Source organism: Rhodanobacter sp. G1 (assembly GCF_055397855.1).
The window spans coordinates 2,472,893-2,499,353 of the sequence record NZ_AP039674.1 but is presented as its reverse complement, the minus strand read 5'-3'; the positions used below and the strand labels follow the sequence as shown (position 1 = coordinate 2,499,353).

Here is a 26,461-nt window from a genome sequence, read left to right as displayed (position 1 = left end):
ACAGCGAAGCTGGTCATCCAGTGCCGTCACGGCGGGTTATCGCGAAAATCCCCTCGCCCGGTTCCTGGATTCCGGCCTGCGCCGGAATGACGAAGCAGGGGCCTCAGCGCGCCCTCGGCTTCAACCGCACATAGATTTGCTTGCGCACGCGGGCGACCACTTCGCCGGAGGCGGTGGTGATGTCGTTCTCGAACCAGCGCAGCACCTTTCCCCCGCTGGCCGCCGCTTCGCGCAGTTCGTCCAGCGTGGCGTCGTCCAGGTGGAAATGCGCATAGACGTCCTCGCGGCCGGGCGCCACGAAGTCGATGCTGCCGGCCTTGTCCCACACGTAGTAGTCGGGGCCGAGCCGGTGCATCGCCAGCAGCATCCAGAACGGATCGACCATGGCGAACAGGTTGCCGCCGAACTGGCTCTTGACGTAGTTGCGGTTCCACGGGCGCAGGCGCAGCACGATCTTCGCCTGCGTGTAGTCCTCGCTGAGCGACTGCACGCGGATGCTGTTGAACAGGAATGGCGGCCAGAGGTTCAGCAGGCGGCGGAAGGTGGATGCGCGCATGGGGCACGGAGCGGCGGGAACGGCTCCGTACTTTAGCGTATGGATTGGATGGCGGCCAGCCGGTTCAGAACAGCAGCGACGCCATGCGGCGGCGGTAGCGGCCCACCAGTTCGGCATCGTCCAGCGTGGCGAAGGCGGCGAGCAGGCGCTTCTTCGCGGCGCCGTCGTTCCAGTCGCGGGCCTTTTCGAGGATGGCGAGGAACTGTTCGAGGCCGGCGGCGGGATCGTTGCCCAGCAGCAGGCGCACGCCGAGCAGGTCGCGCGCTTCCCAGTCGGCGGGGTTGGCGGCGATGCGCTGTTCGAGTTCGGCCTGCGCGGGGGCGTCCTTCAGCGAGCGCGCCAGTTCGAGCTGGTGGCGCAGGCACACGGCACGCGCGTCGGTGGCGAGGTTGGCGGGCAGGGCGTCCAGTTCGGTGGCGGCGGCGTCGCTGTGGCCGGCCTGCGCCAGCGCCACGGCGAGGTCGAGCTTGAGCTCGGTGCGCTCGGGCTCGGCGGCGATGGCCTGCTGCAGGCGGTTGATCGCCGCCTCCGGCGTCTCGGCGGGCGCTTCTTCTGCTGCATCGGTTTCGTCGCCCTCGCGCGGCTGCACGTGGCGTTCGATGAATTCGCGCAGCTCGCCCAGCGGCAGCGCGCCGGCGAAGCCGTCGGCGATCTGGCCGTCCTTCACCAGCATCACGGTGGGCACGCTGCGGATGCCGAACATCGCGGCGAGCTGCTGGTTCTTGTCCACGTCCACCTTGCCGAGGCGGAACGCGCCCTTGTATTCGGCGGCGAGCTGTTCCAGCAGCGGGCCCAGCGTCTTGCACGGGCCGCACCAGGTGGCCCAGAAATCCACCAGCACCGGCGTGTCCAGCGAGGCGTTGAGCACGTCGGCCTCGAAGTTCTGTTCGGTGACGTCGAAGACGTGGTCGAGAGTGGCGTCGGTCACGGCGGGTTCCGTCCGGAGGGAGAAGGATGAAGGCGATTGAAATGGAGCGTGCCGCCCAGCATATCAAGCCCGTGCCGCATCGCCCGCGGCACAGCCGGATTTGCGAGAATCGCCGGATGGATCTGTCCCCACCGGATGCACTCGACGACCTGACGGCGGCGCAACCGCTGCTGATCTGCGAGCATTGCGACACCGTGCATCGCCGCGGCCCGCTGGCGAAGGGCGAGGTGGCCGAGTGCGCGCGCTGCGGCGCGGTACTGCAGCGTTGCCGCGGCATGGGCGCGAACGCCTTGCTGGCGCTGATCCTCACCGCGTTGCTGGTGTTCGCGCAGGCCACGCTGTGGCCCATCGTGACCCTGGGCCTGAACGGCCAGTACGTGGACGCCACGCTGTGGGACGTGATCCGCGTGATGTGGACGGATCACTCGCAGGTGGTCGCGGTGCTGGCCGCGCTCACGCTGTTCGTGTTCCCGCTGTGCAAGATCTTCATGCTGGGCTGGTTGCTGCTGTACGCGCGCAGCGGCCGCCGCGCGCCGGGTTTCCGCCGGCTGATGGTCGCGCTGCACCACCTCGGGCCATGGACGATGAGCGAGGTGTTCGTGCTCGGCGCGCTGGTGTCCATCGTCAAGGCGCACCTGTATTTCGACGTGCTGCCCGACCCCGGCATCTATGCGTATGCGGGGTTGATGCTGCTGATCACGCTGTTCGCGGGCGTCGACCTGACCCGGCTGTGGGACGAGACGCGCGAGGAGTCGCCATGAGCGCCTTGCCGCGCGCCGCGGAACTGGGCCTGCTCGGCTGCCACGTCTGCGGCCAGGTATGCCGCGCCGCGGACGAGGGCGGGGACATCCAGGCCTGCCCGCGCTGCGGCTCGACCCTGCACCGGCGCAAGCCGGCGGTCTATGCGCGTTGCTGGGCGCTGCTGATCGCCGCGTTCCTGATGTACATCCCCGCCAACGTGCTGCCCATCATGCGCACGGCGAGCCTGGGCGACATCGACGACAACACCATCCTCAGCGGCGTGGTGGAGCTGTGGGTGAAGGGCTCGCCCGGGTTGGCGGTGATCGTGTTCTGCGCCAGCATCATGGTGCCGATGCTGAAGTTCCTCGCGCTGAGCACGCTGCTGATCAGCTGCCGCCGCGGCAGCAACTGGGCGCGGCGGCAGCGCGCGCAGCTGTACCGGCTGGTGGAGCTGATCGGCTACTGGTCGATGCTGGACGTGTTCGTGGTGGCGCTGCTCACCGCGCTGGTACGCTTCGGCTACTTCAGCCTGGTGGAGCCGCTGCCGGGCGTGGTGTTCTTCGGCCTCACCGTGGTGCTGACCATGTTCGCCTCGATGTGCTTCGATCCCCGGCTGATCTGGGACGGCAAGGAAGATTCCGATGACTGACGAAAAATCCGCAGCGCCGCAGCCGGCGGGCGGCAATGCCTTGCCGCGCGCGGTGGTGCGCAAGCGGCGCACGAACGCCTCGCTGATCTGGCTGGTGCCGATCCTGGCCGCGGTCGTGGGCCTGTCGCTGGTGGTGAACGCCTGGCTGCAGGCCGGGCCGGAAATCACCATCAGCTTCCAGACCGCGCAGGGGCTGGCCGAGGGCAAGACGCCGGTGAAGTACAAGGACGTGGTGATCGGCAAGGTGGTCAAGATCCGCCTGAGCGGCGACCACAGCCACGTGCTGGTGAAGGTGGCGCTGGACAAGAGCGCGAAGTCGTTCGCCACCGCGGGCACGCGCTACTGGGTGGTGCGCCCGCGCATCGGGCTGGGCGGCGTCTCCGGCGTGGACACGCTGTTCTCCGGCGCCTACATCGGCGCCGACACCGGCGATTCGCAAGCGTCGCAGGAGGAGTTCAAGGGCCTGGAAAACCCGCCCGCGGTGACCCACGGCGAGCCGGGCAGGAGTTTCGTGCTGCATGCCGACGACCTTGGCTCGCTGGACATCGGCTCGCCCGTCTACTACCGCCGCATCCAGGTGGGACGCGTGGTGTCCTACAAGCTGGACAAGGACGGCAAGGGCGTGTCGCTGGCCGTGTTCGTCGACAGCCCCAACGACCGCTACGTGGACATCTCCACCCGCTTCTGGAACGCCAGCGGCGTGGACGTGTCGCTGGGCGCGGACGGGCTCAAGCTCAACACGCAGTCGATGGCCACCGTGCTGGCCGGTGGCGTCGCCTTCCAGGATCCCGGCGGCCCGCACGATGACACGCCGGCGCCCGACCAGGCCAATTTCACGCTGTTCGCCGACCAGGCCTCCGCGATGGCGCCGCCGGACGGCCCGCCGCAGTACATCCGCATGCGCTTCGACCAGTCGCTGCGCGGCCTGGCGGTGGGCGCGCCGGTGGAGTTCCTCGGGATGAACTTCGGCAAGGTGGTGTCCGTGCGCATGGACTACGACGAGAAGACCCATCACTTTCCGTTCATCGTCGGCGCCGTGATCTACCCCGAGCGGCTGGGCCAGGCGCACGACAAGCTGGTGGCGCTGGCGAAGCGGCGCGGCGACAACGCCGACCTCTCGCACATGGTGGGCATGCTGGTCGACCACGGCATGCGCGCGCAGGCGCGCACCGGCAACCTGCTCACCGGCCAGCTCTACATCGCGCTGGATTTCCTGCCGCATGCGGCGAGGGCGAACTACGACCCCGCCGCGCGTCCGCTGGAAATCCCCACCGCGCCCGGCAGCTTCGACAAGCTGCAGGAACAGATGGCCGACATCGTGGGCAAGCTCGACAAGATCCCGTTCGACCAGATCGGCAACCACCTCAACGACTCGCTGGCCAGCCTCGACGCCACGCTCAAGCAGGCGAACGGCAAGACGTTGCCGGCGATCGACGACACCATGCGCGACGCGCGCAAGACCCTGGGCACGGTGAACGACACGCTGTCCACCGACTCGCCGCTGCAGCAGAACCTGGGCCACTCGATGCAGGAATTGCAGCGCACGATGCGCTCGCTGCGCGTGCTCACCGACTACCTCGGCGTGCATCCCGAGGCGCTGCTGCGCGGCCGGCCGGCCGACCCCGCGCCGGCTGCGCCGAAGCCACAGCCCGCCGCCCGACCGGACAGGAGCCAGCCATGAGCCGCCTGCGTTACTGGACACTCGCCGGCGCGCTCGCGCTGGGCCTTGCCGGCTGCGCTTCCGCGCCGGTGCGCTACTACACGCTAACGACACCGGGTGGCCCCGCCGGGAGCAACGCGCCCGCGCCGTATCCGTTCGAACTGTTGCCGGTGGGCGTGCCCGCCCAAGTGGACGTGCCGCAACTGGTGGTGCGCACGGGCGGGCAGGGCATGCAGCCGCTGGATGGCCAGCGCTGGATCGCGCCGCTGGGCGACGAGATCCGCGGCGCGCTGTCCGCCGACCTGGCCAGCGCGCTGGGCGTGGCCGACATGGACGGCCTGCCGGGCAATGGCCAGCCGCGTTTGCGCATCACGCTGGACGTGCGCCGCTTCGAGTCGGTGCCCGGCGACCACGCGCTGATCGAGGCGGCGTGGAGCCTGCGCCTCAGCGGCGGTTCCGGCGGGCAGGAGGCGCTTTCCTGCACCAGTCTCGTCAGCGAGCGGGTGGGCGCGGGCTACGACGCATTGGTGGCCGGCCACCAGCAGGCGCTGGCCTCGCTCGCCGCCCGCATCGCCGCCACGGCGCGGGCCTACGAGTCCGGCAACCGGCCGGCCTGCCCCGCCGGCTGATGCCGGCAATCGGCGGGGAACGGCGGCCATTCTGCTAATCTGCCCCGTTCTCCCTGCCGCCCGCTACAGCCCCGATGCAAGACGCCCAAGAAGCCAGCAAGAACGACACCGACTACCAGCCGCAGGCGGTGGAAACCGCCGCCCAGCAGTACTGGAGCGCGCAGCGCGCGTTCGAGGTGAAGGAAGACCCGGCCAAGCCGAAGTTCTACTGCCTTTCGATGCTGCCGTATCCCTCGGGCGCGCTGCACATGGGCCACGTGCGCAACTACACCATCGGCGACGTGATCAGCCGCTACCAGCGCATGCAGGGCCGGAACGTGCTGCAGCCGATGGGCTGGGACGCGTTCGGCCTGCCCGCCGAGAACGCCGCGATCAAGAACAAGACCGCGCCGGCCAAGTGGACCTACGCCAACATCGAGCACATGCGCGGCCAGCTGCAGTCGCTGGGCTACGCGATCGACTGGAGCCGCGAGTTCGCCACCTGCCGCCCCGAGTACTACCGCTGGGAACAGCTGATGTTCACCCGGCTGATGAAGAAGGGCCTGGCCTACCGCAAGAACTCGGTGGTGAACTGGGATCCCGTCGACCAGACCGTGCTGGCCAACGAACAGGTGGTGGACGGCCGCGGCTGGCGTTCCGGCGCGGTGGTGGAGAAGCGCGAGATCCCGCAGTGGTTCCTGCGCATCACCGACTACGCGCAGGAGCTGCTGGACGGCCTGGACACGCTGCCGGGCTGGCCCGACGCGGTGAAGACCATGCAGCGCAACTGGATCGGCCGCAGCGAGGGCCTGGAGATCCACTTCGCGGTGGAAGGCGAGGCCGAACCGCTCACCGTGTTCACCACGCGTCCCGACACGCTGATGGGCGTCACCTTCGTTTCCATCGCCGGCGAACATCCGCTGGCGCTGAAGGCCGCGCAGCACAATCCGCAGCTCGCCGCCTTCCTCGACGAGCTGAAGCACGGCGGCGTCTCCGAGGCCGAGCTGGAAACGCAGGAAAAGCGCGGCATGGCCACCGGCCTGTTCGCCATCCATCCGGTCAGCGGCGACAAGGTGCCGGTGTGGGTCGCCAACTTCGTGCTGATGGGCTACGGCACCGGCGCGGTGATGGCGGTGCCCGGCCACGACGCGCGCGATTTCGAGTTCGCGCACAAGTACCAGCTGCCGATCCGGCAGGTGATCGCTTTGGCTCGTCATTCCGGCGAAGGCCGGAATCCAGTGACGGAAACCTACGACCCTGCCGTGTGGCAGGAGTGGTACGGCGACAAGACCCGTGCCGACATGCGCGTGATCAACTCCGGCGCGATGGACGGCAAGGACTACCGTGCCGCCTTCGATTACATCGCCGGCGTGCTTGAAGCCGACGGCAAGGGCCAGCGCCGCGTCAACTGGCGCCTGCGCGACTGGGGCGTCAGCCGCCAGCGCTACTGGGGCTGCCCGATCCCGGTGATCTACTGCCCGAAGTGCGACGCGGTGCCGGTGCCGGAAGACCAGTTGCCGGTGGTGCTGCCCGAGGACGTGGCCTTCAGCGGCGTGCAGTCGCCGATCAAGGCCGATCCCGAGTGGCGCAAGTGCGCCTGCCCGCAGTGCGGCGGCCCCGCCGAGCGCGAGACCGACACCTTCGACACCTTCATGGAGTCGAGCTGGTACTACGCGCGCTACACCTCGCCGGGCGCGGACGGGCAGGTGGACGGCCGTGCGAACTACTGGCTGCCGGTCGACCAGTACATCGGCGGCATCGAGCACGCGATCCTGCATCTGCTGTACTTCCGCTTCTATCACAAGCTGATGCGCGACGCGGGTCTGGTGCAGTCGGCCGAACCGGCCACCAACCTGCTGTGCCAGGGCATGGTGATCGCCGAGACGTTCTACCGCGACAACGCCGACGGCTCGAAGGACTGGATCAACCCCGCCGACGTGGAGATCCAGCGCGACGACAAGGCGCGCGTTGTCGGCGCGCTGCTCAAGGCCGACGGCCAGCCGGTGCAGATCGGCGGCACCGAGAAGATGTCGAAGTCCAAGAACAACGGCGTCGACCCGCAGGCCATGGTGGGCAAGTACGGCGCCGACACGGTGCGCCTGTTCTCCATGTTCGCCGCGCCGCCGGAGCAGTCGCTGGAATGGAACGAGGCCGGTGTGGAAGGCATGGCGCGCTTCCTGCGCCGTTTCTGGCGCGAGGTCGTCACGCATGCCGCACAGCCGGATCACCCGGTGGTCGACCCGTCGCAGCTCAACGCCGAACAGAAGACGCTGCGCCGCCAGTTGCACGAGACCATCCAGAAGGTGAGCGACGACTTCGGCCGCCGTCATTCCTTCAACACCGCCATCGCCGCGCTGATGGAACTGCTCAACGCGGTGAACAAGTTCGCCGACATGAGCGAGCAGGGCCGCGCCGTGCGCCACGAGGCGCTGGAAACCATGGTGCTGCTGCTTAATCCGGTGGTGCCGCACGTCAGCCACCACCTGTGGCAGGTGCTGGGCCACGCCGAGGCCGTGCTGGAAGACCAGCCCTGGCCGGCCGTGGACGAAAGCGCCCTGGTGCGCGACAGTCTCACCCTCGCGGTGCAGGTCAACGGCAAGCTGCGCGGCACCATCGAGGTGCCGGCCAGCGCAAGCAAGGAAGAGGCGGAAGCGCTGGCGTTGGCGCAGCCGCAGGTGGCCGCCTTCCTCAAGGATCTCGCCGTGCGCAAGGTGATCGTGGTGCCCGGCAAGATCGTCAACATCGTCGCAGGATGAAAGCCATGAACCGCATGCTCCGTGTCGCGCTGCTGCTCGCCATCGCCCTTGCGCTCTCTGCCTGCGGCTTTCACTTGCGCCGCAACGTGGCGTTGCCGCCGGCGATGAGCCGCGTGCATCTCACGGTCACGGGCGGCGGCGACCTGCAGCGCAAGCTGGCGCGCGCGCTGGAAGGCGCCAACGTCACCGTCGAGGACGCCGCCGGCCCCGGCATCGCCGAACTGAACGTGCCGGTGGCCGCGTTCAGCACGCAGTCGCTGACCCAGGGCGGCTACGTGCGCATCACCGAATACGGCGTGCACTACCACGTGGAGTTCGACCTTGCCGGCGCCGACGGCACGGTGCTCGTGCCGCACCAGCACATCGACATGCAGCGCGAATACAGCTACGACTCCACCGACGCCGTGGGCAACGCCTCGCAGGTGCAGGAAATCCAGGGCAGCCTGGTCGACGACATGGTGCAGGCCATCATGTTCCGCCTCGAAGCCGCCGGCCAGCATCCGCGGGCGGCGCCCGCACCGGCATCCACCACCGGCAAGCCCTGATGCCGCTCGCCCCTGCGCAATGGCAGAAGGCGCTGGCCGCCGACTCGCTGGCGCCTGTCTACCTGCTCGCGGGCGAGGAACTGCTGGTGCTGGAAGCCGCCGACGCGCTGCGCGCGCAGGCGAAAAAGCTCGGCTACGCCGAGCGCGAGGTGCTGGAAGTCGAGCAGCGTTTCGACTGGGATGATCTCGCCCGTGCCGCCGCCGGCATGTCGCTGTTCGCCACGCGCCGCCTGCTCGACCTGCGCCTGCCCACCGGCCGTCCCGGCGTGGACGGCGCCAAGGCCATCAACGAGTTCTGCGCCAATCCGCCGCCCGACGTGACCCTGCTGATCACCGCGATGGAGTGGAGCAGCAAGCACGATGGCGCCTGGAGCAAGAAGCTGGAAGCCGCCGGCGTGATGGTGGTGTTCAACGCGCCCAGGCCCAACGAGTGGGCCGCCTGGATCGGCGCGCGGCTGGCCTCGCGCGGCCTGAGCGCCACGCCCGATGCCGCGGCCCTGCTGGCCGAGCGCGTGGAAGGCAACCTGCTGGCCGCCGCGCAGGAAGTGGACAAGCTCGTGGTGCTGCGCGCGGGCGACTCCACGCGCATCGACGCCGACGCGATGGAAAGCCTGGTCGCCGACAGCGCCCGCTACGACGTGTTCAAGCTCACCGACGCCGCGCTGGCGGGCGAGGGCGCGCGCGCGCTGCGCATCCTCGCCGGCCTGCGCGCCGAGGGCGACGAGCTGATCGCCATGATGGGCTGGCTGGTGAACCAGTTGCAGCTTGCCCTGCGTCTCGCCAACGCCCCCGACCTCGCCGCCCAGGCGCGCGCCGAGCGCCTGTGGCCCGCGCGCGAGCAGCTGTTCCGCAAGGCGTTGCGCCGTGCGCCGCGCGAACACTGGCTGGCCTGCCTCGCACGCGCCTCGCGCATCGACCGCATCGCCAAGGGGCGCGAGCAGGGCGAGCCCTGGCGCGAAGCCGAGCGTCTGATCGCGGCGATCGCCGAGCCGTGGGCGGCGCGGGCGCTCGCATGATTCCCGACTCGCCTGCTTGGCTCCCTCTCCCCTTCGAGGAGAGGGTTGGGGTGAGGGGCCGGTGCTCGCGACAACCTTCCAGATCCGCACTTCGCCCCGCCCTGGTTGCAGCAGAGCTTGCGCGATGAGCACACGCCCCCTCGCCATCTTCGGCGGCACCTTCGACCCCATCCACATCGGCCACCTCACCGTGGCGTGGGAAGCCGCCGAGTTGCTGGATGCGGAGGTGCGGCTGATGCCCGCCAACGTGCCGCCGCATCGGCCCGCGCCGCAGGCTTCTCCCGCCGAGCGCGTGGCGATGCTGCGTGCGGCCTTGGCCGGCCAGTCGCGGCTGGCGCTGGACGCGCGCGAACTGGAGCGCGCCGGCCCCTCGTACACCATCGATACCTTGCGCGAGCTGCGCGCGGAACAGGGTGAACGCCCGCTGGTGCTGTTGCTCGGTGCCGACGCCTTCGCGGGCCTGCCGACCTGGCATCGCTGGCGCGAGCTGTTCGACTTCGCGCATGTCGGTGTGCTGAGCCGGCCAGGCGTGGAGGCCGAATGCCCTGCGGAGCTGGCCGGGGAAGTCGCCGCGCGCCGCGTCGACGACGTGGCGGCATTGCGTGCGCAGCCTTGCGGCAAGCTGATCGAGCTTGCGGTGACGCCACTGGAAATCTCCGCCACCCGCATCCGCGAATTGCTCGCTGCAGGACGCGATCCGCGCTATTTGTTGCCGGCGGGGTTGTTTGATGATCCGGTGCTGTTGAGGCCGTATCGCCGCTGAAGCGGTTTTGCTGGGTTCAAGGCGGTTTCGCCCCGCTGCCGCGGCGCGAGTTACTTTCTCTTTGCGTGGCCAAAGAGAAAGTAACCAAAGAGAAAGGCCACCCCGGTTGGCGCTTGCCGAGCATCCTGCCCGGCAAGTCCGTGAGGCGAGGCCGGGCTTTTCGAGCGGACTCCTGTCCGCGCGAAAAGGCGAGCCCATCCGTGGGCTCGCCCGCTGCGCGGCCTGGTCGTCCCCGCCTCACCGCCGCCCAGGGGCCCCGGAAAAGCAGGCGCGCATCGTGCGCGCCAGAAGCCGAAGCGCGGCAAGCTCGTGGCTGTTGCTGTTGCTGTTGCTGTTGCTGTTGCTTCTGCGCGCTGGGAGCGCGCTGCTTTACCCGGGGCCCCTATGGCACGGCGGGTGGGCGGAGGAAAGTCCGCAGGATGGCCCGCAGGGATGCGGGCCAGTTTTTCGCCGGGACAGGAGCCCCGTCGAAAAAAACCGTAGCCCACCCGCGCACCCGGAAGGCAGGATGCCTGGAGGGCGCGCCATCGGGGTGCCGTTTCTCTTTGGTTCCTTTCTCTTTGGGCATGCAAAGAGAAAGGAACTCGGGCGCCGGCAGGCGCTCGAAACCGCCTTGAATCCAGCGAAATCGCTTTGAAGCGCGCATGGATATGCGGCATTTCGAGCTCGAAGTCATCCTCCGGTGCAAACAAGTAACGGTACGCGGCTCACCCCACCCGCGCCACAAACCGCAACGCCACCGAGTTCATGCAATAGCGCAACCCCGTCGGCGGCGGCCCGTCGTCGAACACGTGGCCGAGGTGGCTGCCGCAGCCGGCACAGCTGATGGCGGTGCGCTCCATGCCGAAGCTGTCGTCGCGGGTCTCGATCACGTTCCGCTTCGCGATGGGCTGCCAGAAGCTGGGCCAGCCGGTGCCGGAGTCGAACTCGGTGGCGGCGTCGTAGAGCGCGGTGGCGCAGGCCACGCAGCGGAACAGGCCGGCTTGCGCGGGGCGTTCGTGCGGGCCGCTGAAGGCGCGTTCGGTGCCGTCGCGGCGCATCACGTCGAAGGCCAGTGGCGTGAGGCGCGACCGCCATTGCGCGTCGCTGAGCACCAGCCGCTGCACGCGGCAGGCGCCGAGGTCGCGGCCGTCGTCGGCGTAGCACTCCAGCAGCACGTCGCCGGGCGTGTCGTGGATCAGCGCCGGCAGTCCGCCTTGGGCGCCGGCGGCGAGCAGGCGGGGCAGGGCGAAGCTGCCGCCGACCGCGAGCAGGGCGCCGCCGCTCACGGCGGCGCGCAGGAAGCGGCGGCGATCCATCGCGAGGGTTTCATCGATGCGGGACATGGCATGCCTCCGATGCGCGATCGCTCAGCCGAAGGTGAACGCGTAAGCGTGCACGCCGGGGTCGAGGAAGGTGATGGTGAAGGTGCGCTCGCCGTTGCCGTGGGCCTGGCGCACCAACTGGTACAGGCGCTGCGCGTTGACGGTGCCGTTGCCTTCGGCGTCGGTGTCCATGCCGTGGTCGTCGCCGGGGGCGTGGCCGTCCAGCGCGATGCGGAAGCGCACCGGCTTGCCGTCGCTGCCGGGGCCGAGCACCAGGTGCAGGTCGCGGCCGCGGAAGCGGTAGGTGATGGAGCCGTCGGCCGCGTCCAGCGTGGCCTCCTGCGGGCGCACGATCCAGCGGCCGGCCAGCGCCCACTGGTTGGTGGCGAGCTGTGCCGGCGCGCGGTAGTCGAACGCTTCGTCATGCGCCACCCGGCCGCCGGCGAAGTCGTCGGCGCGCGCGTAGCCCACGTAGGTTTCCGGCGAGCGGTCGCCATCGCCGGAGATGGCTGCCTGTGCGCCCTTTGCGCCGGGCTGCACGTAGCCGCCGGGCAGGTTCTTGTAGCCGGCCTCGGTGAGCAGCTGGCGAATCGTGTCCTCGCCTTTGGCATAGCCGCCTTCGCCGAAATAGTGGTGGCGGATCTGGCCGTGCGCGTCGATGAAGTAGTCCGCCGGCCAGTATTCGTTGTTGAAGCCCTGCCAGATGGCGTAGTCCGAATCCAGCGCCACCGGATAGGTCACGCCCAGCCGCTGCACCGCCGCGGCCACGTTGGCCCGATCCTTCTCGAACGCGAATTCGGGCGAGTGCACGCCGATCACCACCAGGCCGTGATCCTTGTACTTGTCGTACCAGGCCTGCACGTAGGGCAGCGAGCGCAGGCAGTTGATGCAGGAGTAGGTCCAGAAATCCACCAGCACCACCTTGCCGCGCAGCGAGGCGGGCGTGAGCGGTGCGCTGTTGAGCCAGCCGGTGGCGCCGGAGAGCGTGGGCAGCGTGCCTTCCACCGGCAGCGCCTCGCCGGGCTGCGGCGCGGGCGAGGCCATGGCGGCGGGCATCGGCCGCACGGCGTCGATCAGCTTCTGTTCGAGGCCGTTGGTGCCGGCCAGCGAGACGCGGGTGAGCACGCCGGTATCCACGCCCGAGGCGATGGCAGCCACGCCGGCCAGCACCAGCACGCCCAGCGTGCGGCGCACCCATTGCCCGGCGCCCAGCGAGCGCTTCATCAGCGCGAACACCTTGCCGCCCACGGCCAGCGCCAGCGCCAGCGAGGTGGCCGCACCCAGCGCGTAGGTGAGCAGCAACAGGGTGGTGGTGACGCTGGCGCCCTTGAGCGCCGCGCCGGTCAGCAGCAGGCCGAGGATGGGGCCGGCGCACGGCGCCCACAGCAGGCCGGTGGCGATGCCCAGGCCCACCGCGCCCCAGATCGACTCGCCATCGTCCTCGGTGCGCTGCGACAGCCGGTTGCCCAGCGCCACGAACGGCCGCGTCAGCCATTCGGCGACGTGGCTGGAAAGCAGGGTGAGCCCGAGCAGGGCCAGCACCACCAGCGCCACGGCGCGGCCGTACTGGTTCGCGTGCACCGCCCAGCCGCCGCCCACCGCGGCCAGCGTGGCGACCAGCGCGAAGGTGGCCGCCATGCCGACCAGCATCGGCAGGCCGCTTTTCAGGAACGGCCGGTCGGCACGCGCGAACACGAAGGGCAGCACCGGCAGGATGCACGGGCTGAGGATGGTGAGCACGCCGCCGAGATAGGCAAGGATCAGCAGGAGCATGGCGAGGGTTCCGGGTTGGGGTGTGCTGGTGATTCGCCGCCACCGCGCCGATGGTTACATCAACCGGTGCGAGGTAACCCGACCGATGGATGCGGCGAATGGCAGGATGGAACCGCAGCATGGGACGAATCGCCCTTGACCGCCGATGGCACCTTGGTATGGGATGGCGGCTTCGCCCCGTCATTGGATTGCCGCGTTTCCGTGCCTGCCGAACCCGCCAGCGTCAGCGAACAGGTCGAGCGCCGGCGCGCGGCGTGGATGGCCGCCGCGCAGGCGGGCGATCGGCGCGCCTATGAGCGCGTGCTGGCCGATTCGGTGGCGCTGATCCGCACGGTGGCGCGCCGGCAGGGCGTGGGCACGGATGCGCTGGACGACGTGGTGCAGGAGACCCTGCTCACCGTGCACCGCGTGCGCCACACCTACGATCCGGCGCGTTCCTACGATGCCTGGCTCAGCGCCATCGCCGGGCGCCGCGCCATCGACGCATTGCGCAGCCATGGCCGGCGCGACCGGCGCGAACTGCACGACGACATCGCGCTCGAACAGCACCCCGACCGCGACGACGCGAGCATGGATGCCGAGCGCCGCCAGCAGGCGCGGCGCCTGCGCGAGGCCATCGCGCAGCTGCCGCCCGGCCAGCGCGAGGCGGTGGAACAACTCGGCCTGCGCGAGCAATCGCTGGCCGAGGCCGCAGAGCACACCGGCCGCAACGCCGGCGCGCTGAAAGTGAACCTGCACCGCGCATTGAAAGCCTTGCGCGGCCGCCTCAACGGAGAACCTTGAGCAACATGTCCGAGCCACGCCACCAGACCCTGATCGACGCGCTCGGTGCCGAACTGGTGCCGGTGCGGCGCCTGCTGCCGCCGTGGCGGCGCACGCTGGGCTGGCTGGCGCTGGTGGCGGTGGTCGCCGCGTTGCTGTTCGCGCACTACGGCGACCAGCCCATGCTGCGCCGCTGGGCCGGCGCGCCGGATCTGGCCTGGGCCGCGCTGGGTGCGGTGCTCACCGCGGTCACGGCGGCGTGGGCCGCGTTCACGCTGGTCGTGCCGGGGCGTTCGCGTGCGTGGGCCTGGCTGCCGCTGCCGCCCGCGCTGCTGTGGATCGCCGCCAGCGGCCTGGGTTGCCTGCGCACCTGGCTGGCGCCGGGCACCAGCATCGCCACCCTGCACCAGTCGGCCGATTGCCTGGTCTTCATCGTCGGCTTCTCGATCCCGCTGTCGGCATTGATGGTGTGGCTGTTGCGCCGCGCCTGCCCGCTGCGTCCATTGCTCACCGCGCTGCTGGTGGGCCTCGCCAGCGCCGCGGCCTCGGCCAGCCTGCTGGAGATTTGCCACGCCTTCGACGCCGCCGCCACCGACCTGCTCACGCATGCGCTGGCGGTGGCGATCGTGGTCGCGGCGAACGCGGCGATGGGCGGGCGGCTGCTGTCGAGGTAACCGCTCGCGTGTCCGCGGCGAATGAAGGAACGGGGGCGGCTTGCCCGCTTCCGTCCCTTTCCCATTCCAAGGATCAGCCCATGAACGCACGCACGCTTGCCGCACTCGCGCTTTCCGCCGCCGTCGGTGCCTTCGCCTTCGCGCCCGCTCACGCGCAGGACGCGATGGCCGCGTCCTCCAGCACCGCCATATCGCACGCTGCCATGCAGTCCAAGGACGCCATGCACAAGGACGGCATGAAGATGAAGAAGGCTGCGATGAAGTCCAAGTCCATGCACCACGACGGCATGATGAAGAAGGACGACGGGATGAAGATGAAGAAGGACGATGTAATGAAGAAGGATGCCGGCGACGCGATGAGCGGTGGCTGATGCACCCGCGGCATGGCGGGCCGCGCCGTCCGCCATGCCGTGCCGCCGCTATTGATCCGGCCCGGAAATACGATACGTTCACCGTTCGTCCCCGGATCGAGTCCGGGGCAGGCTCTGAGCGTGGCGAAGCGGAGTCGAAGGACACCGGCGGAAACCATTTGCGGGCCGGATCAACAAGCGGTGGATAGCGGTGGATAATGCCGGGAACCCCCGCCGCGGACGACGCGCATGGCCCTCTTCGCACAGCAGGTCGGCATCGAGCATCCATTGATCCAGGCGCCGATGGCCGGCGCCAGCACGCCGGAACTGGTCGCCGCGGTGTCCAACGCGGGAGGCCTGGGTTCGCTGGGCGTGGGTTATGCCGAGCCGCAGACCATCCTCGACCAGGCGGCGCGGATCCGCATGCTCACTGGCGCCCCGTTCGCGTTGAACCTGTTCGTGCTGCCCGACGACATCGAGCCGGACATGGCGGCGGTGGCGCGCGCCCGCGCACGGCTCGATGCCCTGATGGAGCGCGAAGGCCTGGATGCGCGCACCACGTTGCCGGCGCGTTGGGCGCCGCGCTTCTCCGAGCAGTTCGCCGCGCTGTGCGAGGCGCGGCCCGCGGTGGCCAGCTTCGCGTTCGACCTGCCCACGCCGGCGCAGATGCAGGAACTGAAGCGGCGCGACATCTACGTGATCGGCACCGCCACCACGGCGGCGGAGGCGCGCGCCTGGGCCGAACGCGGCGCCGATGCGGTATGCGTGCAGGGCGCCGAGGCGGGCGGTCACCGCGGCGGATTCCTGCATGCGGGCGAGACGCCGCTGATCGGCCTGTTCGCGCTGATCCCGATGGCGGTGCGCGCAGTCACGGAGTGCTGCGGGGACGTGCCGGTGATCGCCGCCGGCGGCATCATGGACGGCGCCGGCATGCTCGCCGCCGAGGCGCTGGGCGCGGCGGCCAGCCAGCTCGGCACGGCCTTCCTCGCTTGCCCCGAGTCGTCCGCGGCGGAGGCGTGGAAGCACGACCTGGCCACCGCGGAAGACCATCGCATCGCCACCATCCGCAGTTTTTCCGGCCGCGCCGCGCGCGGCCTGCGCAACCGCTACGTGGAGGCGATGGAAGGCGCGGCGGGCGAACTGCCGGCCTATCCCGTGCTCAACGCGCTCACCGCGCCCCTGCGGCGTGCAGCCGCCGCCGCAGGCCGCGCCGACCTCGTTTCCGAATGGTGCGGCCAGGCCGCCGCGCGCGTGCGTCCGCAGCCCGCCACGGAACTGGTGGCGCGGCTGATGCACGAATACCGGCTGGCGCGACGGGCGCTGGCGCACTGACGTCCGGGTTGCCGCGGCGCCCGTGGCAGGGCGCCGTAGCACTTCCGTCGTGCAGGGCAGGGGTAATCGCGATCCCGTGCATCCACCACCTGGCCGGGAAGCTGCTGGCATCGGGTGGCCTGGCATCGGCGCCTTGACCTGGGCTTGATGGGCGGGCGTTATACTGCCGCCGCGCCGCACGGGCGCGCGATTCCGCACCGAGGCACTCCCTCTTGAGCACCAACCGCAAGACCAAGGCCGACTCCACGGCCGAACTGCGCAAGACCGTCGTCGCCGCGCTGGAAGAACTGAAGGCCAAGGACGTCCGCGAGATCGACGTCCGCGGCAAGACCTCCATCGCCGACCTGCTGGTGATCGCCTCCGGCACCTCCGCGCGCCACGTCAAATCCATCGCCGACGAAGTGGTGAAGTTCGCCAAGAAGGCGGGCGTGATGCCGTTGGGCGTGGAAGGCGAGCAGGAAGCCGAGTGGGTGCTGGTGGATCTGGGCGACGTGATCGTCCACGTGATGCTGCCGCGCATCCGCGAGTTCTACGGTCTGGAAAGGCTGTGGACGGTGGGCGACCGCGAGCCGGATGTCGGCGCCGCGAGCGTCGGGTGAGCATCGGGGAGTCGCCATCCCCTTGGCGGGGAGGGCGCCGATTTTCTCCCTCTCCGTTGCGGAGAAGGCGCAGGTTTTCTCCCTCTCCCCTGCGGGGAGAGGGTTGGGGTGAGGGGACAAGCTCGCGATACATGGGCTACGAAGCAAAAGGCTGCTTCGATAGGCGTTCCCGCAAGCCCCGACCCCTCACCTCAATCCCCTTCGACGGGCTCAGGGCGGCGCTCTCCCCAAAGGGGAGAGGAGGCGAACGCAGGCGCTGCGCGCCGGCTTTTACTCTTGGACGGCAATGATGCGCACGCGCATCATCGCCGTCGGCGAGCGCATGCCCGCCTGGGTGGCGGAAGGCTTCGCCGAGTACCGCAAGCGCCTCTCGCACGAGCTGCCGCTGGAACTGGTCGAACTGAAGCCCGGCGCGCGCGGCAAGGGCCGCGACGATGCGAAGGCGATGCTGGACGAGGGCGCCGCGATCCTCGCCGCCTTGCCGCGCGACTGCCACGTGGTCGCGCTGGACGGCCGCGGCAAGGCCTGGTCGAGCGAGGAGCTGGCCACGCAGCTCTCGGCGTGGCGCATGGCGGGACGCGAGCTGGCCTTCCTGATCGGCGGCCCCGACGGCCATGCGCCTGCAGTGCTGGCGCGCGCCGACCAGCGCTGGTCGCTGGGCCCGCTCACCCTGCCGCACATGCTGGTGCGGCTGGTGCTGGCCGAGCAGTTGTACCGCGCCACGACCATCGTGGCGGGGCATCCCTACCACCGGGCCTAGTCCGGCGATGACGCTGCCGCTGCTTGGCTGGCTGTTCGCGCTCGGGGTGGTGGCGCACAACGCCGAGGAGGCGTGGCTGCTTCCGTCGTGGCCGTTGCGCCCCAGGTTCCGCCGGGTGGCCGTGGGAGCGGGGGCGTTCCGGTTCGCCGCGGCCATCCTGTCCCTCGTTGCGCTGCTGGCTGCCTGGCTCGCCGGTGTCGGCGGGCCGCACAGCCTCGGCGCGTACTTCATCGCGGGCTATGCCGCGGCCATGCTGCTGAACGTCCTGGTGCCGCATGTCGCAGCGACGGTGGCGCTGCGAGCGTACGCGCCGGGCACCGCCACCGCCTTGTTGTGCAACCTGCCGCTCGGCGGCTGGCTCGTGTACCGGTCGCTGGCCGAACGCTGGATCGAACCGTCCGTGTTCGCCGTGTCCGGCCCGTTGACGGTATTGGGCGTGGCGATACTTGGCGCATCGCTGATCTGGCTGGGCGGCCGGTGCGAGGCCGCATGGAACAGGCGATCCTCCCGGCGCGTCATGCGGTAGGCTCGATCAGCGTCTTCGCAGCGGAATCATCATGGCCATCCTTGTCCGTCCAGCCACTCTCCACGACCTCGACGCGCTGGTGCCGCTGTTCGACGGCTACCGCCAGTTCTACGGCAAGCCGTCCGACGAGGGCGGCGCGCGCGAGTTCCTTATGGCACGCCTGCGCCTCAACGAATCGCAGATCCTGCTTGCGCGCGACGCGCACGGCGCGGCGCTGGGCTTCACCCAGCTCTACCCGCTGTTCTCCTCGGTGCGCATGGTGCGCACCTGGCTGCTCAACGATTTGTTCGTGGCCGCGGGCGCGCGCCGGCAGGGCGTGGCGAAGGCCCTGCTCGAAGCGGCGGCGGCGCATGCGAAGAAGCTGGGCGCGGCCAGCCTGTCGCTCTCCACCGCGCACGACAACCTGCCGGCGCAGGCCTTGTACGAATCGCTGGGCTGGCAGCGCGACACGCAGTTCCGCGAATACAGCCTCACGCTCTGAAGGATCGCCGCATGCTCCATCTCGCCTCGCAGTCGCCGCGCCGCCGCGAATTGCTCACACAGCTCGGCGTGGATTTCCGCGTGGTCGACGTGGACGTGCCCGAGCTGCGCACCGCGCAGGAATCGCCGCGCGAATACGTGAACCGCGTCGCGCGCGACAAGGCGCGGGCCGGGCTGGCCGCGCTCGCGGGCGTTGCCGGCGCCGTGGTGCTGGGTGCGGACACCGAGGTGGTGCTGGACGACGAGGTGTTCGGCAAGCCGCGCGACGCGCACGACGCCGCGGCGATGCTGCGCCGCCTCTCCGGCCGCACGCATTCGGTGATCTCGGCGGTGTGGCTGGTCGACGCGCGCGGCGAGCGCAGCGCGTGCTGCGTGTCGCGCGTGCGCTTCGCGGAGCTGGACGAGGCCGCCATCGAAGCCTATGTCGCCACCGGCGAATCCTTCGGCAAGGCCGGCGCCTATGCGATCCAGGGTCGCGGCGCGACCCTGGTCGAGCATCTGGAGGGCAGCTACTCCGGCGTGATGGGCCTGCCGCTGTTCGAGACGGCGCAATTGCTTCGCGCGCCGGTGGCCTATCCGGAGTGATGCAGCGACACGAACATGGCCAGCATCGCCAGCAGGTTGTTGCAGCCGTGGGCGATCACCGCGGGCCATAGCGAGCCCGAGCGCAGCCGCAGCCACGCCAGCGCCACGCCGAGCAACGCCAGGTTGGGCAGCGCGTACCATTGCCAGTGCAGGTCGGGCAGATGCACCAGCGCGAACAGCGCGGCGCTGGCCAGCGCCGCCCAGCCGGCGCGCAGGTGGCGCAGCAGGGCGGAGAGCAGCACGCCGCGGAACAGAAACTCTTCCACCGCCGGGCCGATGCTCGACACCACCAGCGTCAGCGCGATGCGGAAGCCGAGGCCGGCCTCGCCGCCGAGTTGCTTCACGTCCTGCGGCACGGCATGCCCGCGCGCGATCAGTTCGGTGATCTGGCCGCCGATCCACGGCATGGCCAACCCCACCACCGCGGCGATGGCGCACCAGGCCGCGGCAGGCATGGCGAAGCCGAAACCTGGCGGTTGCGCCTGCGACCACAGTCGCGGCCAGAACCGTCGCGCCAGCCACAGCGTGATGGCGGCGTCGCCGAGCAGCACGATCACCACCAGCGTGCTGCGGGTGTTCGCATTGGCCATCGCGGCCCACACGTCGCCCATCGCGGCGCCGTGGTGAACCGCGCCGACGACGATGCCCAGCAGCAGGCCGGCGAGCATGCCGATGAGCACCTGCAGCGCGAAATACAGCACGATCATGCCCAGCGCGTGGCCCATGCCCGGCAGGCGCGGCGAGAGTGCCGCGCCTGCAGGCAGCGGAGGCGGTGGGTTGTGGCGTGCTGCATCCATCGAACGGGGAGTCCTCGCGCAACGCGAGGCGCCGCGTTTCGTGCAGGCATCTTGGCGGTTGCGCGGGAGCCGGTGCAACCGCCATCCGGCATGGTCGGCGCCGCGTTGCGCACTGCTCCGGCGAACCAGAGGAGCGAACGGTGCCGCGAGCGCAATCATGGGCGAAGACGCGCGGCGCCAGCGCCCAGCCGTCGAATTTCCCGATGCGCTCTTCTGGTGCGCTGGAACCGCGGGCGCGCCTTGTATAGTTGACGGCCCTTTCCAGCGCCCCGGCGCCGCAGCGTTCCCATGCTCGCATTCGACTGGCTGACCGATCCCGCCGCCTGGGCCGGCCTCCTCACCCTGGTGGTGCTGGAGATCGTGCTGGGCATCGACAACCTCGTGTTCGTCGCGATCCTCTCAGACAAGCTGCCGCCGCAGCGGCGCGACCGCGCGCGCCTGCTGGGCCTTGGCCTCGCGCTGGCGATGCGCCTGCTGCTGCTGGCGGCGATGTCGTGGCTGGTGCGGCTCACCGCGCCCATCGTCGAGTGGCATGGCCTTGCGCTGTCGTGGCGCGACATCATCCTGCTCGCGGGCGGCGGCTTCCTGCTGTTCAAGGCCACGCTGGAGCTGCACGAGCGGCTGGAGGGCGGCGACGAGCACGCCTCGGAAAGCCGCGCGCAGGCGCGCTTCTGGCCGGTGGTGGCGCAGATCGTGGCGCTGGATCTGGTGTTCTCGCTGGACTCGGTGATCACCGCCGTGGGCATGGCCAGCCACCTCTCGGTGATGATGATCGCCGTGGTGATCGCGGTGCTGCTGATGATCCTGGCCAGCAAGCCGCTCACCGCCTTCATCAACGCGCGGCCCACGGTGGTGATCCTGTGCCTGTCGTTCCTGCTGATGATCGGCTTCAGCCTGATCGCCGAAGGCCTGGGCTTCCATATCCCGAAGGGCTACCTGTACGCCGCGATCGGCTTCTCCATCGTGATCGAGGCGTTCAACCAGACCATGCGCCGCAACCGCCGGCGCAGCCTGCTGGCCAGCGCGCGCACGCTGCGCGAGCGCACGGCGCAGGCGGTGCTGCGCCTGCTCGGCACTGGCGGCATGGAGGAGGAAGCGGCGCCCGCGACGGCAGCCGCGAACGGCGGCGCGATGTTCGGTGAGGACGAACTGGCGATGGTGCAGGGCGTGCTCGACCTCGCGCACCGGCCAGTGCGCTCCATCATGACGCCGCGCCCGGAAATCAGCTGGATCGACCCGCGCGAGGACGTCGCCAAGCTGCGCGCCGAAGTCGCCGCCTGCGGCTACCACTGGGTGCCGGTGGCGGGCGACGACCTCGACCAGCTGGTCGGCGTGGCCACTTCGCACGACCTGCTGGCCAGCCTGCTGGAGCACGGCCGCATCGACGTCGAACGCGTGGTGCGCAAGCCGATGACCGTGCTGGAGTCGCTGAGCGTGCTGCGCCTGATCGACGAATTCCGCCGCTCGCCGCTGCAGGTGGCGCTGGTGGTGGACGAATACGGCAGCGTGCTCGGCATGGTCACGCCGGCCGACGTGCTGGCGACCATCGCCGGCGAGTTCAACGACGCCGCCGGCGGCGATCCTGCCGCCGTGCGCGAGGGTGATGGCGCGTGGCTGCTCGACGCCAGCCTCGACCTGCGCCGGGTGGAACACCTGCTGGGCCATCGCCTGAGCAGCGACGACGGCTTCGCCAGCCTCGCCGGCTACGCGCTGCAGCAGCTGGGGCGCCTGCCCGCGGTGGGCGAGCGTTTCAGCAGCGAAGGACTGCAGTTCGAGGTGGTGGCGATGGACGGCGCGCGCATCGAGCGCCTGCGCGTGGTGCTCGCCTGACCCGGCGAGCGCGGCAGGGGCCGGGGCCGCTCAATGCAGCCCTCGCCAGATCGCGTGCAGCAGTTCGCCGCTAGGGTCGCTGCCTTGCTCCCAGTACATCAGGCCGCCGAGGTGCAGCGCTTTCACGTAGGCGGCCTTGGCCGCGATGGACTGCGGGTCGTCGTAGGTCACGAAGCGGCGCTTCTGTGCGTTCCACAGGTAGGGCGCCTCGGCCTTCGCGTCCCAGTAGCGCACGTAGCCGCCGTGGTCGATGAAGCCGGACTTGAGCTCGGGCCAGTCGTGGCCGCCCTGGTAGTGGCCGTACTTCTGGAACAGGCCGTTGTGGATGGGCTCGACGTCGGCGAACTCGCGGCCGTAGAACGCCACGCCGGGTACCAGCTTGGCGGGCGGCACGCCGGCAGCGAGGAATTGCCGCACCGCGCGCGACAGCGTGCGCGCATCGGCCGGCGCCAGTTCGGAGGCGTGCAGGCCGGTTTGGTTGCAGGTGGTCGGCGTCATCGCGTTGCAGAAGTCGTAGGTCATCATGTTGAACCAGTCCAGCGACGGCGCCACCGCGGCGAGGTCGATGCCGTCCACGAACGGGCCGTCGGCGGCGGCGATGGTGAGCAGGTAGTGCCTGCCGTGGCCGGCGCGATCCAGCGCGGCGCGCAGTGCCTTTATCAGCGCGGTGAAGTGTTCGCGATCCTGCGGGTTCGAGGCGATGCCGGACTCGTGGTGGCCGGGGTATTCCCAGTCCACGTCGAGGCCGTCGGCGTGCGTGTCCGCGATCAGCGCGGCGGCGCTGTCGGCGAAGCGCTGGCGGCTTTCCGCCGTCATCGCCGCCTCGGAGAAGCCGCCCACGCTCCAGCCGCCCACCGACACCATCACCTTGAGCTTCGGATGCGCGGCTTTCAGCGCGATGCGTTGCTGCAGCAGGGCACGGGCCGGCGGATCGAGTACCGCGCGGCCATCGGCCGGATGTGCGAACGCGAAGATCAGAGTGTCGATGCGATCCACGTCGGCGGCGGGAATCGGGTGCCTCGCCGTGTCGTAGGCCACCACGCGATAGTGTTCCCGCGCTGCAGGCGCGGCGTGTGCGAACGGCGGGCAGGCGAGCGCCGCCAGCAGCGGAAGCAAGGTGAGGCGAGAGCGCAACGGCATCGGGGAAATTCCGCAACGGGGGAACCCCGATCATCGCAGCGCTGCGGCGGCGCGGCCAGTGCGAACTACACTGGGCGCCGGATCTGCCCGAGTGCCCTGCGTGAACCCAGCCGACAGCCCCGACGACCCGCGTCCCCAGCCACCGACCGAGCCCGACCCCGGCGAGTGCTGCGGCAACGGCTGCGACCCGTGCATCTACGACTTGTACAACGATCAGCTGGCGTACTACCGCACGGCGCTGGCGGCGTGGAAGGCGCGGCACCCGGACGACTGATACGGCGTTGCCAAACACGGTGGCAGCCCCCAGATCGGAGGGTATCGCGTTTCCGGATGCCGCCATGATCCCGTTCTCCGTACTCGACCTCGCGCCGATCACCGCAGGCAGCGATGCCGCGCAGGCGTTCCGCAACACGCTGGATCTGGCGCGGCTCGCCGAGCGGCTGGGCTACACGCGCTACTGGCTGGCCGAGCACCACAACATGCCGGGCATCGCCAGCGCGGCGACGGCGGTGCTGATCGGCCACGTGGCCGCCGGCACATCCACCATCCGCGTGGGCGCAGGCGGCATCATGCTGCCAAACCACGCGCCACTGCAGGTGGCCGAGGCGTTCGGCACGCTGGCCGCGCTGCACCCGGGGCGCATCGACCTCGGCCTGGGGCGCGCGCCCGGCACCGACCACGCCACCGCGCGTGCGCTGCGCCGCTATTACGACAGCGCCGACGAATTCCCGCAGGACGTGGCCGAACTGCTCGCCTATTTCGAGCCGGTCGCGTCGGGACAGGCGGTGCGCGCCGTGCCCGGTGCGGGCAGCGAGGTACCGGTGTGGATACTCGGCTCCAGCCTGTTCGGTGCGCGGCTGGCCGCGCAACTGGGTTTGCCGTATGCGTTCGCCTCGCACTTCGCGCCCGACGCGATGGACGAGGCGCTGGCGCTGTACCGCCGCGACTTCAGGCCGTCGGAGCGGCTGGCGCAGCCTTACGCCATGCTGGGCATCAACGTGGTGGCGGCCGGGAGCGATGCCGAGGCGCGCCGACTCTTCACCACGCAGCAGCAGAGTTTCATCAATCTGCGCCGGGGCCAGCCGGGGCTGATCCCGCCGCCGATAGCCGACATCGAGGCGTACTGGACGCCGGCGGAGAAGCTGATGGTGGAGCGGGCGCTGGCCTGCGCCGTGGTGGGGGATGCGGTGACCGTGAGGCACGGTCTCGCTGAGTTCATCGCGCGGCATCGGCCGGATGAGCTGATGATCACCAGCAACGTGTTCGACCATGCGTTGCGGCGGCGGTCGTATGAACTGGTGGCTGCCGCGCGCGCATGACTCGCTCCCCTCTCCCTCTTGTGGGAGAGGGGCTTTTGCTCTCCGCGATATCGCGTGTTCTTCAGAGCGGTTTCGAGCCGCTGCCGCGGCCCGAGTTACTTTTCTCTTGCGTGGCCAAGAGAAAAGTAACCAAAAGAGAAGGCCACCCCGAGGCGGCGCTCTCCGGGCATCCTGCCCTGCGAGTGCGTGAGGCGTGGCCGGGCTTTTCGAGCGGGCTCCTGCCCGCGCGAAAAGGCGAGCCCATCCTTGGTCTCGCCCGCTGCGCGGCCTGATCGTCCACGCCTCACCGCCGCCCAGGGGCCCCGGAAAAGCAGCGCGCTCCAGGCGCGCAGAAGCCACATCAAAGCAGAGCCACACCAAAGCAGAGCCACATCGAAGCAGATCTACACCAAAACAGGGCGAGGCACCCCATGGCTCTGCTCGTCATTCCGGCGCAGGCCGGAATCCAGTAGCGATCGCGCTTGTTTGAGCGTCACGGTCACTGGATTCCGGCCTGCGCCGGAATGACGAGCAAAAAAGCGCAGGCGACCAGGGCCGCTTTGTCGATTTCAAAGAGTCGAAAGCAACACTTTGATGTCCCGTCGTTCTTCCGAAATGGAAGACGGAGATTTTCGCCAAAGCGAAGGCGCGCCTCTCGTTACTGCCCCACGCCCACCAGCTTCACGTCGAACACCAGCGAGGTGTTGGGCGGGATCACGTCGCTGGCGCCGCGGGCGCCGTAGCCGAGTTCGGCGGGGATCAGCAGGGTGCGCTCGCCGCCCACGCGCATGCCGGCCACGCCCTGATCCCAGCCCTTGATGACCTGGCCCTGGCCCAGCGGGAAGGAGAACGGCTGGCCGCCGTGGTCGTCGGTGCTGTCGAACTTGGTGCCGTGCTTGTCCTTGGCGCGGTCGTCGTACAGCCAGCCGGTGTAGAGCACTTGCACCGTCATGCCCGGCTTGGCCTCGGCGCCGCTGCCCACCTTGCCGTCGATCACGGTGAGCTTGTCCACCTGGCCGTGGCTGGCTGGCGCGGGCGACGGCGGCACGCGGTTGCAGGCGGCTAGGGCGAGAACGGTGGTGGCGAGCAGGGCGAGGCGACGGCGCATGGGCGGGATCCGCGATGATGGAGGATGGCCCATCATCGCAGATCGCCCATGCGTCAGGCTGCCAGCGGCGGCTGCCAGGCGTGCGCCGGGTAGTAGAAGCGCATCATGCGCGCCACGTAGGCGACCAGGTTCGGATGGCGCTCGGCGGCGCTGCGCAGCGGTGTGTCGAAGAACGGCGTGAGCACGGCGGCGAGCACGCCGAAGCCGATGGCGTCCACGCCATGCGGGCGGTCGCCGAACAGGTAGTCCTGCTCGCCCAGCAGCACGGCCAGGGCGTCGATGGAGCGCGTGCCCAGCTCGGCGATCTGTTCGCGCGAATGGCGGCCGAGCCCGTGCGCGTGCAGTTCGTTCTGCTTGGCTGCCTGCATGTTTTCGCGCAATTGCTGGCGCGCCGCTTCGGGCGCCCGGTCGACGAAATGCGCCGGGCCCTTGGCGAAGTTGTCCGCGTCGACCCAGCGGAACCACACCATCGCCCAGTACAAGTGGTCTTCCAGCAGGCGCTCGACGGCCCAGGCCTCGGCGCGCTGGCGCGCATCGAGGCCGGCGTCCAGATCCACCGCGTATTTGCGTTCCAGGTGGGCGCGGATGAAGCTGGAGTCGCACACGGTCTCGCCCGCGTCGTCGATGTACGGCAGCTTGCCCTTGGGCGCTTCCGGTGGGATCGCGAACACCTTGCGGTAGGGCAGGCCGGCCATCTGCAACTGCACCTCGGTCTTGGTGACGAAGGGGCTGGGATCGGGCAGGCCGAAGGCGGGGGCGCAACCGTACAGGGTGATCTGGGGCGTGTTCATGGCGTGGCTCCTCGTTTGGATGGAGCGAGTCTGGGGCGGGGCTGCTGACAGCCTGTTGTCAGCAGTCGCTCCGCCGTCCTGCCGCCGTCGCCGGGACGCCGGAGATGGGCAGGGAGGGCCAATCCACGCT

At 69.8% G+C, this 26,461-nt stretch carries 28 protein-coding genes; 20 read left to right on the top strand and 8 right to left on the bottom strand.

Annotation, left to right across the window (positions count from 1 at the left end; genetic code table 11):
- Positions 1-103: 103 nt before the first annotated feature.
- Both ACZ5Z2_RS11125 and trxA read right to left on the bottom strand, forming a co-directional pair.
- Positions 104-556: a DUF4442 domain-containing protein gene (locus ACZ5Z2_RS11125; RefSeq protein ID WP_464758644.1), complete on the bottom strand. Its 453-nt coding sequence runs from the start codon at positions 554-556 to the stop codon at positions 104-106.
- Between the two features lie 64 nt (positions 557-620).
- The gene (trxA, locus tag ACZ5Z2_RS11120) at positions 621-1,484 is read right to left on the bottom strand and encodes a thioredoxin (RefSeq protein WP_464758643.1); all 864 of its coding nucleotides are present in this window, start codon (positions 1,482-1,484) and stop codon (positions 621-623) included.
- Positions 1,485-1,600: 116 nt separating this feature from the next.
- Between trxA and ACZ5Z2_RS11115 the strand changes: the two genes are divergently transcribed.
- From ACZ5Z2_RS11115 to nadD, 8 genes are all read left to right on the top strand, one after another.
- Positions 1,601-2,245, top strand: a complete 645-nt coding sequence (locus tag ACZ5Z2_RS11115) for a paraquat-inducible protein A (protein ID WP_464758642.1) — start codon at positions 1,601-1,603, stop codon at positions 2,243-2,245.
- Entirely contained in the window at positions 2,242-2,874 is a 633-nt protein-coding gene (locus ACZ5Z2_RS11110) for a paraquat-inducible protein A (RefSeq protein ID WP_464758641.1), read from the top strand. Before ACZ5Z2_RS11115 ends, ACZ5Z2_RS11110 begins: the two co-directional genes overlap by 4 nt.
- Complete coding sequence (locus ACZ5Z2_RS11105) at positions 2,867-4,555, top strand: PqiB family protein (protein WP_464758640.1); 1,689 nt, start codon at positions 2,867-2,869, stop codon at positions 4,553-4,555. Before ACZ5Z2_RS11110 ends, ACZ5Z2_RS11105 begins: the two co-directional genes overlap by 8 nt.
- The gene (locus tag ACZ5Z2_RS11100; RefSeq protein ID WP_464758639.1) at positions 4,552-5,163 is read left to right on the top strand and encodes a PqiC family protein; all 612 of its coding nucleotides are present in this window, start codon (positions 4,552-4,554) and stop codon (positions 5,161-5,163) included. Before ACZ5Z2_RS11105 ends, ACZ5Z2_RS11100 begins: the two co-directional genes overlap by 4 nt.
- Before the next feature lie 74 nt (positions 5,164-5,237).
- Positions 5,238-7,898: a leucine--tRNA ligase gene (leuS, locus tag ACZ5Z2_RS11095; RefSeq protein WP_464758638.1), complete on the top strand. Its 2,661-nt coding sequence runs from the start codon at positions 5,238-5,240 to the stop codon at positions 7,896-7,898.
- 5 nt (positions 7,899-7,903) lie between these two features.
- Positions 7,904-8,443, top strand: a complete 540-nt coding sequence (locus ACZ5Z2_RS11090; RefSeq protein WP_464758636.1) for an LPS-assembly lipoprotein LptE — start codon at positions 7,904-7,906, stop codon at positions 8,441-8,443.
- A complete protein-coding gene (gene holA, locus ACZ5Z2_RS11085) occupies positions 8,443-9,459 on the top strand; it encodes a DNA polymerase III subunit delta (RefSeq protein ID WP_464758634.1) in 1,017 nt (338 codons plus the stop codon). Before ACZ5Z2_RS11090 ends, holA begins: the two co-directional genes overlap by 1 nt.
- Before the next feature lie 124 nt (positions 9,460-9,583).
- A complete protein-coding gene (gene nadD / locus ACZ5Z2_RS11080; RefSeq protein ID WP_464758633.1) occupies positions 9,584-10,222 on the top strand; it encodes a nicotinate-nucleotide adenylyltransferase in 639 nt (212 codons plus the stop codon).
- A gap of 707 nt (positions 10,223-10,929) precedes the next feature.
- On the opposite strand, the gene msrB is transcribed toward nadD, so the two are convergent.
- Complete coding sequence (gene msrB, locus ACZ5Z2_RS11075; protein ID WP_464758632.1) at positions 10,930-11,547, bottom strand: peptide-methionine (R)-S-oxide reductase MsrB; 618 nt, start codon at positions 11,545-11,547, stop codon at positions 10,930-10,932.
- A gap of 24 nt (positions 11,548-11,571) precedes the next feature.
- Positions 11,572-13,299, bottom strand: coding sequence for a cytochrome c biogenesis protein DipZ (locus ACZ5Z2_RS11070; protein WP_464758631.1), 1,728 nt, complete (start codon positions 13,297-13,299; stop codon positions 11,572-11,574).
- 258 nt (positions 13,300-13,557) lie between these two features.
- Between ACZ5Z2_RS11070 and ACZ5Z2_RS11065 the strand changes: the two genes are divergently transcribed.
- The 9 genes from ACZ5Z2_RS11065 (at position 13,558) to ACZ5Z2_RS11025 (ending at position 19,367) form a co-directional block, all read left to right on the top strand.
- Positions 13,558-14,082, top strand: a complete 525-nt coding sequence (locus ACZ5Z2_RS11065; RefSeq protein ID WP_464761698.1) for an RNA polymerase sigma factor — start codon at positions 13,558-13,560, stop codon at positions 14,080-14,082.
- Between the two features lie 5 nt (positions 14,083-14,087).
- Positions 14,088-14,735, top strand: a complete 648-nt coding sequence (locus ACZ5Z2_RS11060) for an NrsF family protein (RefSeq protein WP_464761697.1) — start codon at positions 14,088-14,090, stop codon at positions 14,733-14,735.
- Positions 14,736-14,815: 80 nt separating this feature from the next.
- A complete protein-coding gene (locus ACZ5Z2_RS11055; protein ID WP_464758630.1) occupies positions 14,816-15,106 on the top strand; it encodes a pentapeptide MXKDX repeat protein in 291 nt (96 codons plus the stop codon).
- Between the two features lie 228 nt (positions 15,107-15,334).
- A complete protein-coding gene (locus ACZ5Z2_RS11050; RefSeq protein WP_464758629.1) occupies positions 15,335-16,417 on the top strand; it encodes an NAD(P)H-dependent flavin oxidoreductase in 1,083 nt (360 codons plus the stop codon).
- Positions 16,418-16,629: 212 nt separating this feature from the next.
- Positions 16,630-17,016 (top strand): ribosome silencing factor, encoded by a 387-nt coding sequence (gene rsfS, locus ACZ5Z2_RS11045; protein ID WP_464758628.1) that lies wholly within the window; start codon positions 16,630-16,632, stop codon positions 17,014-17,016.
- A gap of 289 nt (positions 17,017-17,305) precedes the next feature.
- Positions 17,306-17,776 (top strand): 23S rRNA (pseudouridine(1915)-N(3))-methyltransferase RlmH, encoded by a 471-nt coding sequence (rlmH, locus tag ACZ5Z2_RS11040; protein ID WP_464758627.1) that lies wholly within the window; start codon positions 17,306-17,308, stop codon positions 17,774-17,776.
- Positions 17,777-17,783: 7 nt separating this feature from the next.
- Positions 17,784-18,302: an HXXEE domain-containing protein gene (locus ACZ5Z2_RS11035; RefSeq protein ID WP_464758626.1), complete on the top strand. Its 519-nt coding sequence runs from the start codon at positions 17,784-17,786 to the stop codon at positions 18,300-18,302.
- 31 nt (positions 18,303-18,333) lie between these two features.
- On the top strand, positions 18,334-18,783 hold the full coding sequence (locus ACZ5Z2_RS11030; RefSeq protein WP_464758624.1) for an N-acetyltransferase family protein: 450 nt from the start codon (positions 18,334-18,336) through the stop codon (positions 18,781-18,783).
- An 11-nt stretch (positions 18,784-18,794) separates the two neighbouring features.
- Entirely contained in the window at positions 18,795-19,367 is a 573-nt protein-coding gene (locus tag ACZ5Z2_RS11025; protein WP_464758623.1) for a Maf family protein, read from the top strand.
- Here the strand turns inward: ACZ5Z2_RS11025 and ACZ5Z2_RS11020 are convergent.
- A complete protein-coding gene (locus ACZ5Z2_RS11020) occupies positions 19,355-20,164 on the bottom strand; it encodes a lysostaphin resistance A-like protein (RefSeq protein WP_464758622.1) in 810 nt (269 codons plus the stop codon). The genes ACZ5Z2_RS11025 and ACZ5Z2_RS11020 overlap by 13 nt on opposite strands.
- 288 nt (positions 20,165-20,452) lie before the next feature.
- Here ACZ5Z2_RS11020 and ACZ5Z2_RS11015 point away from each other — a divergent pair, with 288 nt between their 5' ends.
- On the top strand, positions 20,453-21,994 hold the full coding sequence (locus ACZ5Z2_RS11015; RefSeq protein ID WP_464758621.1) for a TerC family protein: 1,542 nt from the start codon (positions 20,453-20,455) through the stop codon (positions 21,992-21,994).
- A 30-nt stretch (positions 21,995-22,024) separates the two neighbouring features.
- On the opposite strand, the gene ACZ5Z2_RS11010 is transcribed toward ACZ5Z2_RS11015, so the two are convergent.
- Positions 22,025-23,134 (bottom strand): glycoside hydrolase family 18 protein, encoded by a 1,110-nt coding sequence (locus ACZ5Z2_RS11010; protein WP_464758620.1) that lies wholly within the window; start codon positions 23,132-23,134, stop codon positions 22,025-22,027.
- A 100-nt stretch (positions 23,135-23,234) separates the two neighbouring features.
- Between ACZ5Z2_RS11010 and ACZ5Z2_RS11005 the strand changes: the two genes are divergently transcribed.
- Entirely contained in the window at positions 23,235-23,408 is a 174-nt protein-coding gene (locus tag ACZ5Z2_RS11005) for an oxidoreductase-like domain-containing protein (RefSeq protein WP_464758618.1), read from the top strand.
- Positions 23,409-23,472: 64 nt separating this feature from the next.
- Positions 23,473-24,453, top strand: a complete 981-nt coding sequence (locus ACZ5Z2_RS11000) for an LLM class flavin-dependent oxidoreductase (protein WP_464758617.1) — start codon at positions 23,473-23,475, stop codon at positions 24,451-24,453.
- A 637-nt stretch (positions 24,454-25,090) separates the two neighbouring features.
- On the opposite strand, the gene ACZ5Z2_RS10995 is transcribed toward ACZ5Z2_RS11000, so the two are convergent.
- Entirely contained in the window at positions 25,091-25,540 is a 450-nt protein-coding gene (locus ACZ5Z2_RS10995; protein ID WP_464758616.1) for an FKBP-type peptidyl-prolyl cis-trans isomerase, read from the bottom strand.
- 53 nt (positions 25,541-25,593) lie between these two features.
- Positions 25,594-26,331, bottom strand: a complete 738-nt coding sequence (locus ACZ5Z2_RS10990) for a glutathione S-transferase family protein (protein ID WP_464758615.1) — start codon at positions 26,329-26,331, stop codon at positions 25,594-25,596.
- Positions 26,332-26,461 lie beyond the last annotated feature (130 nt).

Coding starts and splice junctions, on each gene's coding strand:
- ACZ5Z2_RS11125 (WP_464758644.1), bottom strand. CDS start 556: ATGCGCGCATCCACCTTCCGCCGCCTGCTGAACCTCTGGCCGCCATTC.
- ACZ5Z2_RS11115 (WP_464758642.1), top strand. CDS start 1,601: ATGGATCTGTCCCCACCGGATGCACTCGACGACCTGACGGCGGCGCAA.
- ACZ5Z2_RS11110 (WP_464758641.1), top strand. CDS start 2,242: ATGAGCGCCTTGCCGCGCGCCGCGGAACTGGGCCTGCTCGGCTGCCAC.
- ACZ5Z2_RS11105 (WP_464758640.1), top strand. CDS start 2,867: ATGACTGACGAAAAATCCGCAGCGCCGCAGCCGGCGGGCGGCAATGCC.
- ACZ5Z2_RS11100 (WP_464758639.1), top strand. CDS start 4,552: ATGAGCCGCCTGCGTTACTGGACACTCGCCGGCGCGCTCGCGCTGGGC.
- leuS (WP_464758638.1), top strand. CDS start 5,238: ATGCAAGACGCCCAAGAAGCCAGCAAGAACGACACCGACTACCAGCCG.
- ACZ5Z2_RS11090 (WP_464758636.1), top strand. CDS start 7,904: ATGAACCGCATGCTCCGTGTCGCGCTGCTGCTCGCCATCGCCCTTGCG.
- holA (WP_464758634.1), top strand. CDS start 8,443: ATGCCGCTCGCCCCTGCGCAATGGCAGAAGGCGCTGGCCGCCGACTCG.
- nadD (WP_464758633.1), top strand. CDS start 9,584: ATGAGCACACGCCCCCTCGCCATCTTCGGCGGCACCTTCGACCCCATC.
- msrB (WP_464758632.1), bottom strand. CDS start 11,547: ATGTCCCGCATCGATGAAACCCTCGCGATGGATCGCCGCCGCTTCCTG.
- ACZ5Z2_RS11070 (WP_464758631.1), bottom strand. CDS start 13,299: ATGCTCCTGCTGATCCTTGCCTATCTCGGCGGCGTGCTCACCATCCTC.
- ACZ5Z2_RS11065 (WP_464761698.1), top strand. CDS start 13,558: ATGGCCGCCGCGCAGGCGGGCGATCGGCGCGCCTATGAGCGCGTGCTG.
- ACZ5Z2_RS11060 (WP_464761697.1), top strand. CDS start 14,088: ATGTCCGAGCCACGCCACCAGACCCTGATCGACGCGCTCGGTGCCGAA.
- ACZ5Z2_RS11055 (WP_464758630.1), top strand. CDS start 14,816: ATGAACGCACGCACGCTTGCCGCACTCGCGCTTTCCGCCGCCGTCGGT.
- ACZ5Z2_RS11050 (WP_464758629.1), top strand. CDS start 15,335: ATGGCCCTCTTCGCACAGCAGGTCGGCATCGAGCATCCATTGATCCAG.
- rlmH (WP_464758627.1), top strand. CDS start 17,306: ATGCGCACGCGCATCATCGCCGTCGGCGAGCGCATGCCCGCCTGGGTG.
- ACZ5Z2_RS11035 (WP_464758626.1), top strand. CDS start 17,784: ATGACGCTGCCGCTGCTTGGCTGGCTGTTCGCGCTCGGGGTGGTGGCG.
- ACZ5Z2_RS11030 (WP_464758624.1), top strand. CDS start 18,334: ATGGCCATCCTTGTCCGTCCAGCCACTCTCCACGACCTCGACGCGCTG.
- ACZ5Z2_RS11025 (WP_464758623.1), top strand. CDS start 18,795: ATGCTCCATCTCGCCTCGCAGTCGCCGCGCCGCCGCGAATTGCTCACA.
- ACZ5Z2_RS11020 (WP_464758622.1), bottom strand. CDS start 20,164: ATGGATGCAGCACGCCACAACCCACCGCCTCCGCTGCCTGCAGGCGCG.
- ACZ5Z2_RS11015 (WP_464758621.1), top strand. CDS start 20,453: ATGCTCGCATTCGACTGGCTGACCGATCCCGCCGCCTGGGCCGGCCTC.
- ACZ5Z2_RS11010 (WP_464758620.1), bottom strand. CDS start 23,134: ATGCCGTTGCGCTCTCGCCTCACCTTGCTTCCGCTGCTGGCGGCGCTC.
- ACZ5Z2_RS11000 (WP_464758617.1), top strand. CDS start 23,473: ATGATCCCGTTCTCCGTACTCGACCTCGCGCCGATCACCGCAGGCAGC.
- ACZ5Z2_RS10995 (WP_464758616.1), bottom strand. CDS start 25,540: ATGCGCCGTCGCCTCGCCCTGCTCGCCACCACCGTTCTCGCCCTAGCC.
- ACZ5Z2_RS10990 (WP_464758615.1), bottom strand. CDS start 26,331: ATGAACACGCCCCAGATCACCCTGTACGGTTGCGCCCCCGCCTTCGGC.